This is a genomic window from Shewanella sp. 10N.286.48.B5, assembly GCF_002874355.2.
Classification (GTDB): domain Bacteria; phylum Pseudomonadota; class Gammaproteobacteria; order Enterobacterales; family Shewanellaceae; genus Shewanella.
The window spans coordinates 358116-372860 of record NZ_MCVG02000003.1; the positions used below are offsets into that span (position 1 = coordinate 358116).

The 14745-nt window shown below is 43.1% G+C and carries 10 protein-coding genes and 3 pseudogenes; 3 read left to right on the forward strand and 10 right to left on the reverse strand.

All coding sequences use genetic code 11. The annotated features are described in order from the left end of the window. Positions 1-63: 63 nt before the first annotated feature. Positions 64-1842, reverse strand: a complete 1779-nt coding sequence (locus BCU57_RS18555) for a sodium:solute symporter family transporter (RefSeq protein ID WP_102436358.1) — start codon at positions 1840-1842, stop codon at positions 64-66. A gap of 545 nt (positions 1843-2387) precedes the next feature. Between BCU57_RS18555 and BCU57_RS18560 the strand changes: the two genes are divergently transcribed. Further along, positions 2388-2639 carry a hypothetical protein gene (locus BCU57_RS18560; RefSeq protein WP_102436464.1) on the forward strand — a complete coding sequence of 84 codons (252 nt, stop codon included), beginning with the start codon at positions 2388-2390 and terminating at the stop codon, positions 2637-2639. Positions 2640-2813: 174 nt separating this feature from the next. On the opposite strand, the gene deoD is transcribed toward BCU57_RS18560, so the two are convergent. From deoD to BCU57_RS18590, 6 genes and pseudogenes are all read right to left on the reverse strand, one after another. Continuing rightward, positions 2814-3524, reverse strand: coding sequence for a purine-nucleoside phosphorylase (gene deoD / locus BCU57_RS18565; protein WP_102436360.1), 711 nt, complete (start codon positions 3522-3524; stop codon positions 2814-2816). A gap of 56 nt (positions 3525-3580) precedes the next feature. Continuing rightward, the gene (locus BCU57_RS18570) at positions 3581-4807 is read right to left on the reverse strand and encodes a NupC/NupG family nucleoside CNT transporter (RefSeq protein WP_102436362.1); all 1227 of its coding nucleotides are present in this window, start codon (positions 4805-4807) and stop codon (positions 3581-3583) included. Positions 4808-5281: 474 nt separating this feature from the next. Beyond that, a pseudogene (locus tag BCU57_RS18575) lies at positions 5282-5481 on the reverse strand (hypothetical protein); the annotation flags it as partial. Between the two features lie 30 nt (positions 5482-5511). Continuing rightward, a complete protein-coding gene (arsJ, locus tag BCU57_RS18580) occupies positions 5512-6741 on the reverse strand; it encodes an organoarsenical effux MFS transporter ArsJ (protein WP_102436364.1) in 1230 nt (409 codons plus the stop codon). A 17-nt stretch (positions 6742-6758) separates the two neighbouring features. Beyond that, positions 6759-7781, reverse strand: coding sequence for an ArsJ-associated glyceraldehyde-3-phosphate dehydrogenase (locus tag BCU57_RS18585; protein WP_102436366.1), 1023 nt, complete (start codon positions 7779-7781; stop codon positions 6759-6761). Positions 7782-7842: 61 nt separating this feature from the next. Next, positions 7843-8658: a metalloregulator ArsR/SmtB family transcription factor gene (locus tag BCU57_RS18590; RefSeq protein ID WP_102436368.1), complete on the reverse strand. Its 816-nt coding sequence runs from the start codon at positions 8656-8658 to the stop codon at positions 7843-7845. Between the two features lie 328 nt (positions 8659-8986). On the opposite strand from BCU57_RS18590, the pseudogene BCU57_RS18595 reads away from it, so the two are divergent. After that, positions 8987-9271 (forward strand): annotated as a pseudogene (locus tag BCU57_RS18595) (23S rRNA (cytosine(1962)-C(5))-methyltransferase RlmI); the annotation flags it as partial. Then, positions 9261-9446 (forward strand): annotated as a pseudogene (locus tag BCU57_RS18600) (23S rRNA (cytosine(1962)-C(5))-methyltransferase RlmI); the annotation flags it as partial. The pseudogenes BCU57_RS18595 and BCU57_RS18600, both read left to right, overlap by 11 nt. A 799-nt stretch (positions 9447-10245) precedes the next feature. On the opposite strand, the gene BCU57_RS18605 reads toward BCU57_RS18600, so the two are convergent. The 3 genes from BCU57_RS18605 to BCU57_RS18615 all read right to left on the reverse strand — a co-directional run bounded on the left by BCU57_RS18605 (position 10246) and on the right by BCU57_RS18615 (position 14572). Next, positions 10246-10638 carry a hypothetical protein gene (locus BCU57_RS18605; RefSeq protein WP_102436370.1) on the reverse strand — a complete coding sequence of 131 codons (393 nt, stop codon included), beginning with the start codon at positions 10636-10638 and terminating at the stop codon, positions 10246-10248. A gap of 1294 nt (positions 10639-11932) precedes the next feature. Beyond that, the gene (gene glmS / locus BCU57_RS18610) at positions 11933-13762 is read right to left on the reverse strand and encodes a glutamine--fructose-6-phosphate transaminase (isomerizing) (RefSeq protein ID WP_102436372.1); all 1830 of its coding nucleotides are present in this window, start codon (positions 13760-13762) and stop codon (positions 11933-11935) included. 39 nt (positions 13763-13801) lie between these two features. Further along, positions 13802-14572 (reverse strand): DeoR/GlpR family DNA-binding transcription regulator, encoded by a 771-nt coding sequence (locus BCU57_RS18615; protein ID WP_102436374.1) that lies wholly within the window; start codon positions 14570-14572, stop codon positions 13802-13804. Between the last annotated feature and the right edge of the window lie 173 nt (positions 14573-14745).

Here is a 14745-nt window from a genome sequence, read left to right on the forward strand (position 1 = left end):
GTTTTCATGGTCAACATTTTGTAGGGAACTGAGTTAACGGTTCAATCTAACCATATTTAAAGCTTAGCTATTGCTTGCTTCTGCCTCAAGGGCTGCATCTTCAATCTTGTCGTCTACCGCTTTAATCAACACTAGACCCACGGTAAGTACAATGCCGCCACACAAGATAAAGATAAAGCGTCCGGTCATTTCGTTAGGAATGAAGAACATTGACATGATCCCAATACCTGCCACCGAAATCAGTGAACCGAGCATTTTACGTTGCTTGTTATCTAATTTCTGCTGCTCTTCACCTTCTGAAATCAACGGTGTATCAAGGTTCTCGAAGAATTTATCTACATCTTTTTGACGCTCTGCAGTTAATGGCTTGTAGAACAATGTTGATGCCACGAAGAAGCCAGCAGTAAACACTAAGTGACCCACTAAACCAATGGCAACCACAAGCTCTGACCACTCACGAGAGGTTAACTGATTGTCTAAGTTAAACGCAGTTTCTATCATTTCTGGGGTAATAATAAAGCCCACAAAGAATGAAACAAAACCACCGACAACTAAGGTACCCCAACCAGCCCAGTCCGGCGTTTTCTTAATAAAGAAGCCACAGAAAGCAGGGATAGTCATCGGGAAACCAATCAAGGCGCCCACGTACATCATGGTATCGAATAAGCTTAACCCTTTGAGCGAGTTGATAAACAATGCCACCAAGATAATCGCAACACCAAAGAAAGTAGAGGTTAGCTTAGAAACCACCACTAGCTCTTTCTCGTTCGCTGTTGGGCGAACAATCGGCTCATAGAAGTTTTTAACAAAAATACCTGAGTTCTTATTCAGACCAGAATCCATAGAAGACATGGTTGCTGCAAACATGGCCGCAATCAATAACCCAACCATACCTGCAGGCATGTAAGTTTCTACAAAGTAAAGGTAAGCAAAATCAGAGGCTTTGCCAGCTGCATCTGGGTAAGCCAGTGCCAAGTTAACCCCTTCACCAGCTATAAACCAGCTTGGCATGAACCAAATTAATGGGCCCATGGTCATTAAAATACACGCTAACAATGCTGCTTTACGGGCATTTTTAGAGTCTTTTGCAGCAAGGTAACGGTATGAGTTCAGCATGTTATTGGTAATACTGAACTGCTTTAAGAAGATAAACACACCCCACATAGCAAAGATGCTCAAGTAGTTCATGTCGTTACCAACAATGAATGACTCAGTTGGGAAGTTTTCAATGATGTTATTTACGCCACCACCTTGAATAATTGCCACTACCGCACAAGTAACGGTTACGGCCATAATCACCAGCATTTGCAAGAAGTCTGAGGCGATAACCGCCCAAGAACCACCAGTCACTGACATCACTAATACCACAAGACCCGTTAGGATAATGGTGGTGGTCATGTCAAAGCCAAAGATGCCAGAGGCAATAATAGCCAAACCATTTAACCAAATACCCGCGGTAATAACGCTGTTTGGCATGCCAGTCCAAGTAAACACTTGCTCGTTAACTTTACCGAAGCGCATTCTAATGGCTTCAATTACGGTAACAACGCGAAGTTGGCGGAATTTAGGAGCGAAGTAGAGGTAGTTCATCAGGTAGCCAAAGGCATTGGCTAAGAACAATATTGCGACGGCAAAACCGTCGGTGTACGCTTTACCTGCAGCACCGGTAAAGGTCCAAGCACTAAACTGCGTCATAAACGCCGATGCACCAACCATCCACCACAGCATGTTTCCGCCGCCACGGAAGTAATCACTTGTATTGTTAGTGAACGTTCTAAACATCCAACCAATACCAATCAGGAATAAGAAATATATTCCGACAACAATCGTGTTAAGTTCCATTGTTCAACCTTAATCTAATACGCTTGAGTTGACTATAATCTAAAAGCCCCATTTAATTGTACTACAATATAGCAAATGTGTGATCAAACACATAATAGTTATTCGGCTATTTTATTTGCAGTCGCATTTTATGATTTAGATTCATTTTCAACAAAAACCAAAAAGAAAATAAAACGATAAAAAACAGTAGTATATCAAATTTGAGTGAGTGAGTTCACACATTTTATCTTAAAGAAAAAACACAAATAATTATTACATTATGACAGTTAAGAGTAGTTACTCTTTCACCACAACCACCCAATTGTAGTATTTATTAACTATTTAGAGAGAGATTTCACTCACGAAGATTAAACAAAGTCACTTTCAAACCACCTCAAAAAGCTGTTATGTGTGTAAAATACACTTAATTAATATTCAAAAAGTTTGACAGCACTGCACTCATAGTAAGTGACAGCAACAAGCATTATAATAGCACCTAAGTGCGTTGCACACTTTCTCAATTAGCAGCTTAAAAGATGTCGCTAACCTTACTGAATGAGACTTTAATGGCAAAACCCAACCCTAAAGGCCCTAGTCGCACTGTCGATATCTTCTGTGGCAAATGTAAAACCCAACTTTTTAAGTACCGCAAAGGGGGTAAAGGCGCATTAGTAAAATGCTTTAAAGAGCGCATTGTAAATGATTACACCACCAGCCCATGTATATGTCCGCAATGTGAAAGCACTTTTGCCAGAGACACCTTGGTTCTTGGTACCCCTGCCTTTAAGATGATTGGCGGCAAGGTAACCATGAAATAAAGTCTATTAAGTCGCTGCGTTATTCAAGTCATCGCTTAACAAGCTAATCGACCCGCTGCTGATAAAGCCCATAAAAAATGCCGCCCATTACCATAAGGTATTGGGTGGCATAACGGTTTCATACTAACAAGCAGTCTCACCTAGCGTTTACATCCAGGTAAGCACTTATCATCATTAGTCTAAATGGCTTACCGCTTCTAATGTCAGCTTGATCATGTCATTCAAGGTCTGTTGACGCTCTTCAGCGCTCAAGTGTAAACCTTGTCTTAAATGATCGGTCACTGTCATCATTGCTAATGCATTAGCGCCGTATTCCGCAGCGACGCCGTAAAGCCCAGCCGCTTCCATTTCAACGCCTAAGATGCCGTACTTTTCCATTAGGTCGTAACGTTCTTCATCTGCACTATAAAATAAGTCAGAAGAATATAGGTTACCGACATGGTAACTTGCACCTTGTTTTTCAGCTGCATCAGCCGCTAAACGCAACATGTTAAAGTCAGCAATCATAGCAAAATCGGTATTAGCAAAGCGCGAACGGTTAACCGCTGAGTCTGTGCTTGCACCCATTGCCATAACCACATCCATCAATTTAATTTTATCGCTCACAGCGCCACAAGAACCGATACGGATAATGTTCTCAACGCCGTATTCGGTGATCAACTCTTTAGCATAGATAGAGATTGACGGAATGCCCATACCAGAACCCATCACTGAAATCGGCTTACCTTGAAACTCACCGGTATAACCCAGCATGTTACGAACATCAGTCACTAGCTTAGGGTTATCAAGGAAGTTTTCAGCAATATATTTAGCACGTAGAGGGTCGCCAGGCATTAAAACTGTCTTAGCAAAAGCACCTTCTGGGGCATTAATATGTGGGGTCATGTGTTACTCCAATAAAAAGCCTGCTACTGATAAGCAGGCGTAAAAAATTAAGGTTATTAGCCGGCTAAGCTAAATAATAAACCGGCAATAGTACCGCTCATTAAGTTTGCTAGTGCAGCGGCAATTAAGGCTTTCATGCCAATTTCACCTAGGTCATGACGACGCTCTGGGCACAATGCCGCTAAACCGCCAATCACCATGGCGAGTGAGCCAATGTTAGCGAAGCCACAAAGGGCAAAACTGATAATAATTTGGGTTTTTGGCGACAGCTCTGAAGCCACTTTTAAGAAGTCGAGATAGGCAACAAACTCATTAATCACCATTTTTTGGCCGATAAATGAAGCCGCTTGGGTCGCTTCAGACCAAGGCACACCCATTAACCATGCAAGTGGCGCTAATAAGTAACCTAAGATGGCTTGTAGCGTTAGATCTGCAATACCAAACCAACTACCTACGCCACCGATAAGACCGTTAACCATTGCAATCAATCCCACAAATGCAATCAGTAGCGCAGCAACCATCATCACCTGCTGTATGCCCATCGCTGCGCCATTGGCGGCAGCATCAAGTACATTGCTCGGTTTGTCTTCTTGCTCATCCATGACCTTACCAATGTCATTGCGAGGCGTTTCAGTTTCTGGCCACATAATTTTGGCAAACAACAGTCCTGCTGGTGCAGTCATAAAGGCAGCGGTCAGCACGTACTTAATATCAACACCCATTTGGATATAACCAATCATGGTGCCACCAGCAACAGAGGCTAAACCGCCAGTCATCACTGCAAATAGCTCTGAGCGGGTCATGTGTTTTACAAAAGGACGCACCATTGAAGGGGCTTCAATCGGTCCCACAAAAATATTGGCGGTTGCCGATAAGGACTCAGCGCGGCTAGTGCCAAGTATTTTTGATAATGCGCCGCCAATAATGCCAATAAACAGCTGCATGATGCCAAGGTAATACAGCACGGCGATGAGCGAGCTAATAAATACCACAATAAATAACACGTTAATTAAGAAGATGAATCCAACACTGAATTTGGCTAAGTCACCAAACACGAAGCTTAAGCCTTCATTGCCGTAGCTAATAACGTGCATCACGCCATTAGAAGCGCTATCCAATATGGTTTGACCCATTGGCACGTACATTACAAATGCACCAAAGGCGACTTGGAATGCTAACGCACCGATAACCGTTCTTAGGTTAATAGCCTTTCTTCGTTCTGACAGTAAAACAGCTAAACCAATCAAGGCACACATGCCTAGTAAACTGATGAAAACATCCATACATTTTTAACTCACTAAACTCTACGATACGAGCAGTTTAGCGAGCAATGGCACGGACTCAAGCAATAGATACCAGTCGGGATGATTATTTTTATTAGATGATTAAAAGCCTGATAACGCCTTATAAATAACAACACAAAGCCTAAATAGCGCTTTCATAAGGAGCAGACAGGTAGCAATCAAATTACAACTTAAAAACATCACCAACATCAACCTCACAAGGGTGACCAACTGAATCAATAGCGGCGTGATTTCAAACAGAATAAAATGTCACTTTATCCGATCAAATGATTACAATTAAGTAATTTTACAACACTAAAAAACGTTAAAAATTAGCCCCCAAATGCTTCACTTTCGAAGTACTCAAACAAGAACAATGATTCAAATAAGATAGATGAAGATGAAAAAGCCCGTTAAACGGGCTTTTTATTTAGAATGACCATTAAATAGCACAGCGGTAACTGTAACGATAAATCAGTTCGTATTCAGTTTGGTCACAGGTAACTTGGTCGATAGCCCTGCTGCAATAGCAACAAAGGCCGCAGAGATCCACAAGCAGGCTTCTAGACCATAAAACTGAAACACTGCCCAGATAATACCGTACCGATTAATCGCCCCATGGCGTTAGCCATATAGTAAAAGCCCACATCAAGGGACACTTCATCACTGTCGGCAATAATTGTGACTATTAATTAGTGCGTAAATTAGTGCGTGCTCAGTTTGGTCACAGGTAACTTGGTCGATAGCCCTGCTGCAATAGCAACAAAAGCCGCCGAGATCCACAAGCAGGCTTCTAGGCCATAAAACTGAAACACTAGCCCAGATAATACCGTACCGATTAATCGCCCCATGGCATTAGCCATATAGTAAAAGCCCACATCAAGGGACACTTCATCACTGTCGGCATAGCTCACGATTAAATAGCTATGCAATGATGAGTTCACCGCAAACACAGCGCCAAATATCAGTAAGCCAATGATAATGCTGCTTTGAACATAAAAATCCATCTGTAACGCCAGTGCGATAGCCGCAGGAATGACGCATAAATAGCTGGCCCACAATACCGCTGCACGGCCGCTAGGCACTTGGCCATGCTTTTTACCAGTAATGTAAGGTGCGAAGGATTGCACAATGCCGTAACCAATAACCCAACTTGCCATAAAGCCGCCAACCCACCAGTGATCCCAATCAAAGGTAACCGCCAAAAACACTGGCAAGGCCACCACAAACCACACATCACGAGCGCCGAATAAAAACATTCGCGCTGCAGACAATATGTTGATTGAACGACTTTTTGAAAACACCTCTTTAAACTTGGGTTTACTCTTGGCTTTACCTAGATCCTGCTTAAGCGTAACTAAGCTAAATAGCCATACCAGCGCCAACAGTGACGCCATTAAGATAATCGCCCCTCTGAACTCAAGTAATGTCAGTAATAAGCCGCCTAAGAAGAAACCCACCCCTTTTAAGGCATTTTTAGAGCCGGTAAGAATTGCGACCCACTGATATAACTTGCCCTCAGCCCCTACAGGCACCAAGAGTTTAATGGCGCTTTTAGCACTCATTTTATTTAAATCTTTAGCAATACCTGACAGTGCCTGCGCCAACATAACATAGCCAATACTAAGCATGTCAGCCGGCACCGCTAACATGGCTAAGGCGATAATTTGCAGCCCCAAACCAATATTCATGGTTTTATTCAGCCCCAAACGCGCCCCAAGCCAACCGCCCACTAAGTTAGTGACCACCCCAAAGATTTCATAAAACAAAAACAGCATGGCAATATTGAGCGGGCTATAACCTAAGTGGTGAAAATACAGCACCACCAGCATCCGCAGTGCACCATCGGTTAAGGTAAACGCCCAATAATTACCGGTTATCACCAAGTACTGCTTAATCTGTGGTGATAAATTGCTTAATGATAAAAGCCCCATTAACTCATAACCTATATCTAGTTTTTGTCAGCCAAACCAACCATGCGTACCAATTCCGCAGTGCGATTTGCATAGCCCCACTCATTGTCGTACCACACATACAGTTTTACTTGAGTGTCATTGACCACCATAGTGGATAAGGCATCAATAATGCTTGAGCGCGGGTCGGTTTTATAATCGATTGAAACCAGCGGACGCTCCTCATAACCTAAAATATCTTTAAGCTCGTTTTCTGCAGCCTGTTTTAGTACTTGGTTAATCTCAGCAATATCGGTTTTACGCTCAACTTCAAATACGCAATCGGTTAAAGAGGCATTGGTTAATGGCACTCGAATTGCGTGACCATTAAGCTTGCCTTTTAGCTCAGGGAAAATATGGGTAATTGCCGTTGCTGAACCTGTGGTGGTAGGAATTAAGCTAGTGCCACACGCACGGGCGCGGCGTAAATCTTGATGCGGTGCATCAATAATGGTTTGGGTGTTAGTAATGTCATGAATAGTGGTCATCGAGCCATGCTTAATACCAATTTTTTCATGAATAACTTTAACCACAGGGGCTAAACAGTTAGTGGTACAAGAGGCTGCGGTCACAATAGGGTGAAGCGCTTTATCATATAAGCCTTCGTTAACACCCATCACGATATTCAGCACCCCATCTTCTTTAACCGGCGCAGTAACAACGACACGTTTTACGCCTTGATCTAAATAAGCTTGCAGCAATGCTTTGGTTTTAATTTTACCCGACGCCTCAACCACCACATCACACTGTGACCAGTCAGTATCTTGGGTTGCCACATTTTGAGTACATGGGATGGTTTTGCCATTTATCAGCATAGCTTGAGCGCCATTCACTTCAGTATGGGTCGCCTCGTGGTGCCAGCGGCCATGGACTGAATCAAATGTCATTAAGTGGGCTAATGTTGCGGCATCGCCCGCGGGATCATTGATATGCACAATTTCAATGTCATCCCAATCAAATGCGGCGCGCATTGTTAAACGTCCCATACGGCCAAAGCCGTTAATTCCGATTTTAATCGTCATGTGAAAATCCTCTGCTATTACTAATCAATTACTTTTAAGGTTATTTTGAAATAGGTGAACATTACTTACAAAAACTGGCCTTATTCGGACGACATTGCATCAATGCCAATCTTTGTAAGTCTTCTGAAATCAATGGAATATTATTTTCAGTAGTTTGGGCAATAACACACTTAGCCCACATGGGTAAGTCTGGATTAATGCGGTAGAACACCCACTGGCCGTGTTTCCTATCGCTGATAATGTTGGCTTTTTTAAGCACCGCCAGATTACGCGACACCTTAGGCTGGCTATCTTCTGCCAGCGCTTGCATTAACTCGCAAACACACAGCTCGCCGTGGTAATGGGTCAGCATTAGGGTTTTTAAGCGAATATCATCTGTCAGGCATTTATAAAAAACGCTGGGTTCAAGGCTAGTTATGCCCTCATTGCTGGTGGCTGATTCTGAGGTAATCGTTTCTGGGGTAATAGCTTCGACCAAAAGAAACATCGACAAGCGATTATTGAGTTCATTTAAGGTGGTTAAAAATGGATGATAACCTTGACGCGATTTTGGATCGGGAAAATCCCATGCCAGTTGTTTACCCGCACCTTCATAACTGCGGCACTCATCAGTGGCACGATCACAAAGGGTGATGACATAATCAAACTGCTGCGCTTTAAAGTCGCTAATAGGATTTGAAACAAGCTGAGTCATATTAGCCGTATCAATACCAAAACGGTGCAAGGCATCAATAGCACGAGGATCCACCGCTTCAGGCTGAGTACCCGCACTATAAACCTCAAAGCGATCCCCCGCCCGATGCTTTAACAACACTTCAGCCATTTGCGAACGAGCTGAATTTCCCGTACACAGAAACAATACCCGTGCTTTTGTCATATTAATATTTCACCCAACCAGAACATACGAAATAGTATATATACGATTTTTTACATGTAAAGCATTTAAAACTCGCCAAAGTGAGTCACTGCAGCCGATATGATAATAAATCTGTCCATTTTTCTGCTTTGTACAAAAGGTTAATAACAATTCGTCATCAAAGCGTTAAGGGAATCATGCTGTTCTGGGTGATTTATCAGGCTTTTAAGCTCAAAACACGCTACGATCTGCCCTTACACAGCATAGGCTTTAAACTTAGCCACAGGCGATGTTAAACCTGATGAGCTGAACTGCATTTACCACTTTTACAATTACTTTAGCCAATACCATGGCTATCAGAATCAAACTCAAACCTAAACGCGAACGTTCATTAGAGCGACGTCACCCTTGGGTGTTCTCTAACGGTATTCATAACGTCAATGGCGGCAAGCCACAAGCGGGCGATACGGTTGAGGTTGTTGGTCACGATGGCCGCTGGCTAGCCCGTGGAGCCTGGTCACCAGAGTCACAAATTCAAGTAAGAGTTTGGACTTTTGATAAAGAAGAAACCATCGACGCCGAGTTTTTTGCCCGCCGCATTCAACGAGCCCAAGCGAGGCGCGTTGACGTTCTCATGTTCAGGGTTAATGCAGTCAGATCTATTCCAAAAAGTGGTTGCCGACGCCGCACTCGATGCCAAGCGCGAAGTGCAATTTGTTGAGCGGATACATCAAGCCAGCGACCACCCAATTAGCAGTGCCTTCCCTGAAGGGTATTATCTGAAAGGGTTAGTTGCCAGAGTATGGTAATTACCAGCTAATTCAGGCTTGGCTATTGATGAAATGACCAAGTGTTAGACTGCAAAAAGGGAACCTAAGTGTTCCCTTTTTTGCTGGTTTTGGCTGAGTGTAACTGTAGGACATTTTAGGACTGTAGTGGTTAATGAAAGCCGGCCACAGATTCAAAGTCTGTTTAGCTTATTTTTGGACAGAATGCGTTAGACATTTAACTCCATTCTGTGAGCTTCAGATTAACATTTCGATGAATTAACGCCGCACTAAACAACCAATAAAGAGTGGGAAGATCTGTTTAACTCACGATCGCGAAGTTTTTGTACAAGCTAACCAGTAAGGCTCTGGTTTATAACTGCCTTGGCTTTTCAGTGTCATCGAGTGAAAAGAGCGAATCAGATGAAAACCGATAGCGCATGACGGGGCAACTCGGCATATGATTAAGCAGAAGACCTAAATGTTCCCGACATTTTTTGGCATTCACTCCTTCCATGGAGATTTCAGCAGACGGCATACGACTGCATGGATGCAGGAGGTAGAGCAACGCAGGAGCAGTTGCCGAGTAGCCCAACGCCCATCGTAATGGTTGGAATATGGTGAAGGCCTGAACCTGAAGATCAGTGAGGAGTCTGTGCAACTCAATATTCCATACCCGACCGGGTTCGAGGAGTGTTGGCGTTGATAATACAGCAGCCAGCATTGGGATATGTCGGAGCTAATCGGCCAACATGTTCTGAAAATCTTTGGGAACCGCCCTGTGCGGAGCCGCATGCTGGGTGGTGTGGGGCCTGGAGGCTAGATACCTCCGGCTACCCGATTAGAGCACGTTGCTCTGTGTCACCAAGTCAAAAGCTTCGTTAACTTTTTTCCCAAGTGAAATCTGTTTGATTCCTGCAGGAACATGAAAGAACAGTGGGAAAATAGCCCAAAAAAAGAATAGCCCAATAACAACAAACAACCATCCACCTGCTACTTGGGCATCATACTTACCAAACACTCCCTTTGTGTGGTTATTGTAAGCATAGGCAATAAACTTACCTGTTTTTGAGTCCCGCTCGCCGACAACAGTAACTTCATCATTACGATTAATAACCCAAGCATCAGATACTTGAAGTTCGATTACACAATTATGCTCACTTAATTCAAACTGTACCTTTGTTTTAGTGACCGCTTTGAAATTAAGAACCTTACCAACTAATTTATCTAACATTATTTTGTTAACCCTATGTTACTTTACTAGGAGATCCCTAACGCTTATTGAAGGGCTCGTCCAATAAAGCCGCCCTTTTAAGTTATTGATTAATATCATCCTACATTTACTATCTTCTTGATGTAAAGCCGTTTTATTTAGCTAGAATGACAAAGTAAAAGCGAGGTTGCGCGTTAAAGTGGACTTAATATTCAACAGAAAACAAAAATACGTTTATTTCAATGTATTACAAAACAAACCTATTGTTTACCGTACCACTTTAGTTCACTTATTAGCCGATTTAACTTAAAAAAGCCCTAAAAACCATTACAACTGTTTTTATATACAACACACAACATAAAGGTGGGAAATATGGTTTACAGAGGATACGTATCCGATATTTATAAGCCTGATACTAATAAAGTGTTAAGCAGTACGCCCCCATCGAAATGATGCATTTTTCGTCTGGAATGCTGTGGCCACAGGTTCATACTTGAAACAAACTTTGAGGCAAAATGTTTTACGACCACCAACTTTATACTTCATTTATATTGGATCCGTTACTGTAGTCCACCACCTTAACTTAACCAATTGCCTGCCGCAGGCTTATGTGCAGATACAACTGCGAGACGCTGCGAGTACGTCCATGTAAGCTCTGCCAAAACATCCATGTTTTGGAAGCTCGCTGCTGCATCTACACTGGGATTTTTATCTCTTCGATTTGACTATATTCGTGGCAATTAAAAAGCTAAAAGACCAAGAATCTAATCAGCTAAAATACTCAATTTGAATTGAGGACGTTGAAGAAAATAGCGTGATGCTCACATGGATGTGAGCATAGCTTTCGAGGTGCTGGGTCACTCCTTAGCATCCATGCCACCGTGACATTTGTAAATCCATGTACTTCAGATGCACCATCGGAAGCGTTAGCATTTTCGAATAAGACCGAAGCAGGCTACAAGTGAAGTCAGAAGCTGGATCAATCCCCATCGAAAACTATGCGCTTCTCAGCATTTTTCGTCTGGGGCGGCTGGGCCTAATTCTTTAATTAAAAGTAAAGAGGGCATTGCTGTTGATACCCTTTTGGCCGGTGCAGGATGGAATCCTGCGATGTTAATCCAAACGGAGTTTGGAAATACTTAAAGAAAACTTGTGTTCGATATCTAGTATGGTCGAAGCACCACGACTTACCTCGGCCGCTTAGGCCGCACAACATAAAAGCTACCGACAAGGTAAAAAAAAGCGACTGTTCATTAGAACAGTCGCTTTGATATTTAGTTAATATCACACAATCAACCAACAGCAATCATGTTACTTACTCAACCGTTACGGATTTGGCGAGGTTACGTGGTTGGTCAACATCAGTACCTTTAATCAAGGCTACGTGATAAGACAATAACTGCAATGGAATGGTGTAGATAAGCGGTGCCATAAACTCATCACAATGTGGCACTGGGATCACCTTCATGGTGTCATCAGACTCAAACTCGGCATCTTTATCGGCAAACACATACATTAAGCCACCACGAGCACGCACTTCTTCGACGTTTGATTTAAGCTTTTCAAGCAGCTCGTTGTTAGGTGCGACAACAATAACTGGCATGTCAGCATCAATAAGCGCTAATGGGCCGTGCTTTAGTTCACCAGAGGCATAGGCTTCTGCATGAATGTATGAAATTTCTTTCAGCTTTAGTGCGCCTTCCATTGCGATTGGGTATTGATCACCTCGGCCTAAAAATAGTGCATGGTGCTTGTCGGCAAAGTCTTCGGCTAGCTCAGCAATGGCATCATCTAAACCAAGGGCTTGCTCAACTTTCGCAGGCATAGATTGTAGGCTTTGGGTGATAGCGGCTTGCATTTCTTCGCTCATGCCATTGTGACGACCAATTGCTGTGGTTAGCATTAATAAACCAGCCAATTGCACGGTAAAGGCTTTAGTTGAAGCCACACCAATTTCAACGCCGGCTTTCATCATGTAAGCCATATCAGATTCACGCACTAATGATGAACCAGGTGCATTACAGATGGTTAAGGTGGCTTTATAGCCCATTTCTTTTGCTAGACGCATTGCCGCTAAAGTATCAGCTGTTTCACCTGATTGTGAAATCGTCACCAACAAGCTGTTAGGGAATAAGTGCGATTTGCGATAACGGAACTCAGAGGCAATTTCAACATTACAGGATACGCCTGCCCAGTCTTCTAACCAGTAACGCGCCGCCATACCCGCATGGTAACTGGTACCACAGGCAATGATTTGTACGTGTTTGATGTCTTTTAAGAACTCGGCTGCGTTGTCACCAAAAGCAGTATCTAATACTTTACCACCAGCAATACGGCCTTCTAAAGTATGGGCGATGGCAGTTGGCTGCTCGTAGATTTCTTTAAGCATGTAGTGACGGTATTCACCTTTATCACCGGCATCGTGGGTGACTTCTGACTCTTTCACTTCACGCTCTACTGCATTGCCATCAACATCAAAAATATTCACTTCACGGCGAGTCACTTCGGCTACATCACCTTCTTCTAAAAAGGCAAATGAACGGGTAACAGGTAATAAAGCCAGCTGATCTGATGCGATAAAGTTTTCACCTAAACCGTAACCCACGACTAACGGGCTACCACTACGGGCAACAACCATGCGAGAGTTATCACGGCGATCGACAACTACAGTTCCGTAAGCACCTTCTAGTTGTTTAACAGCAGTTTGCACAGCGGCAACTAGGGTGTCATGTGTTTTCAACTCGTGATGAACAAGGTGACAAATCACTTCGGTATCAGTATCTGATGCAAAGCTGTAACCCAAACCTTTTAGCATTTCGCGCAGTTTATTATGGTTTTCAATAATACCGTTATGCACTACGGCAATATCGCCTTCAGACACATGTGGATGAGCATTACGCTCGCTTGGCTCACCGTGGGTTGCCCAACGGGTGTGCGCAATACCTGTGCCGCCAGCCAGTGGTGCTGCGGCTAACGCATCTGATAACTCTTGTACTTTACCGACGCGGCGAGTACGGCCAAGTTGATCATTATTGATGATGGCAACACCTGCAGAGTCATAACCACGGTATTCAAGGCGCTTAAGGCCTTCTACTAAAATTTCAGCCACATCTCTTTGCGCTACTGCGCCTACGATTCCACACATAATTTATGTCCAATTATTTAATTTAGTAAAAATGAAAAACTATTCTTTGTGAGGAGCCAAAATGACTCTCACACCATATTCTGTAATTGTGGCCACAGTCTCTGCAGGTAGCTTGTCATCAGTGACTAATACACTGATATTGCTCCAAGGTAATTCGAGGTTGGGGATCCTGCGGCCAAACTTGTCCGATTCAAGCATCACGATAACGTCTCTTGAGACCTCTGCCATCACTTTGCTTAAGCCAGTTAATTCGTTAAAGGTGGTGGTGCCACGGGCTAAATCAATGCCATCTGCGCCAATAAATAGCTGGTCAAAGTTATATGAGCGTAGTACTTGTTCCGCTATTTGACCTTGAAACGACTCTGAATGCGGATCCCAAGTGCCGCCGGTCATCAATAATGTCGGCTCATTTTCTAACTCATGGATGGCGTTTGCCAGTTGCAATGAGTTCGTCATCACTAACAAACCGCGCTTATGATTGAGCTGTTGAATTAACCCTGAGGTGGTACTGCCGCTATCAATGATAATGCGGTTGTGATCGTTAATTAATTCAGCCGCAGCTTTGGCGATTGATAATTTATTAGGGGCTATTTTGCTGCTAAATGCCTGAGTGACTTCATCAGGTATAGCAACTGCGCCACCATAGCGGCGTAATAACAGTCCGGTTTTTTCTAAAGTGGCTAAGTCTTTACGAATGGTGACTTCAGAAGTTTCGAACCGTAAGGATAACTCATCAACACTGACTTCACCTTGGCTATTCAACAGGCTAATAATGCTATGGCGTCGCTGCTGTGTGTTTCTTTTATTCATGTTCAGTAGCTTAAGTTTCGGTTCGAAAGACATATTATAACTAAACGAAACTTTTTTACTAGCCTTTGAAAGTTAGCTATTTCAAATTTAGCCCAACAAAAAGCCCCTATCATTGATATAGGGGCTTGATATTGATAATCAAAAGTTAAAGTAAGCTAGCAGTGTCACTGTAA

Coding starts and splice junctions, on each gene's coding strand:
- BCU57_RS18615 (WP_102436374.1), bottom strand. CDS start 14,572: ATGAATAAAAGAAACACACAGCAGCGACGCCATAGCATTATTAGCCTG.
- BCU57_RS18590 (WP_102436368.1), bottom strand. CDS start 8,658: ATGACAAAAGCACGGGTATTGTTTCTGTGTACGGGAAATTCAGCTCGT.
- glmS (WP_102436372.1), bottom strand. CDS start 13,762: ATGTGTGGAATCGTAGGCGCAGTAGCGCAAAGAGATGTGGCTGAAATT.
- BCU57_RS18555 (WP_102436358.1), bottom strand. CDS start 1,842: ATGGAACTTAACACGATTGTTGTCGGAATATATTTCTTATTCCTGATT.
- arsJ (WP_102436364.1), bottom strand. CDS start 6,741: ATGGGGCTTTTATCATTAAGCAATTTATCACCACAGATTAAGCAGTAC.
- BCU57_RS18585 (WP_102436366.1), bottom strand. CDS start 7,781: ATGACGATTAAAATCGGAATTAACGGCTTTGGCCGTATGGGACGTTTA.
- BCU57_RS18605 (WP_102436370.1), bottom strand. CDS start 10,638: ATGTTAGATAAATTAGTTGGTAAGGTTCTTAATTTCAAAGCGGTCACT.
- BCU57_RS18570 (WP_102436362.1), bottom strand. CDS start 4,807: ATGGATGTTTTCATCAGTTTACTAGGCATGTGTGCCTTGATTGGTTTA.
- deoD (WP_102436360.1), bottom strand. CDS start 3,524: ATGACCCCACATATTAATGCCCCAGAAGGTGCTTTTGCTAAGACAGTT.
- BCU57_RS18560 (WP_102436464.1), top strand. CDS start 2,388: ATGGCAAAACCCAACCCTAAAGGCCCTAGTCGCACTGTCGATATCTTC.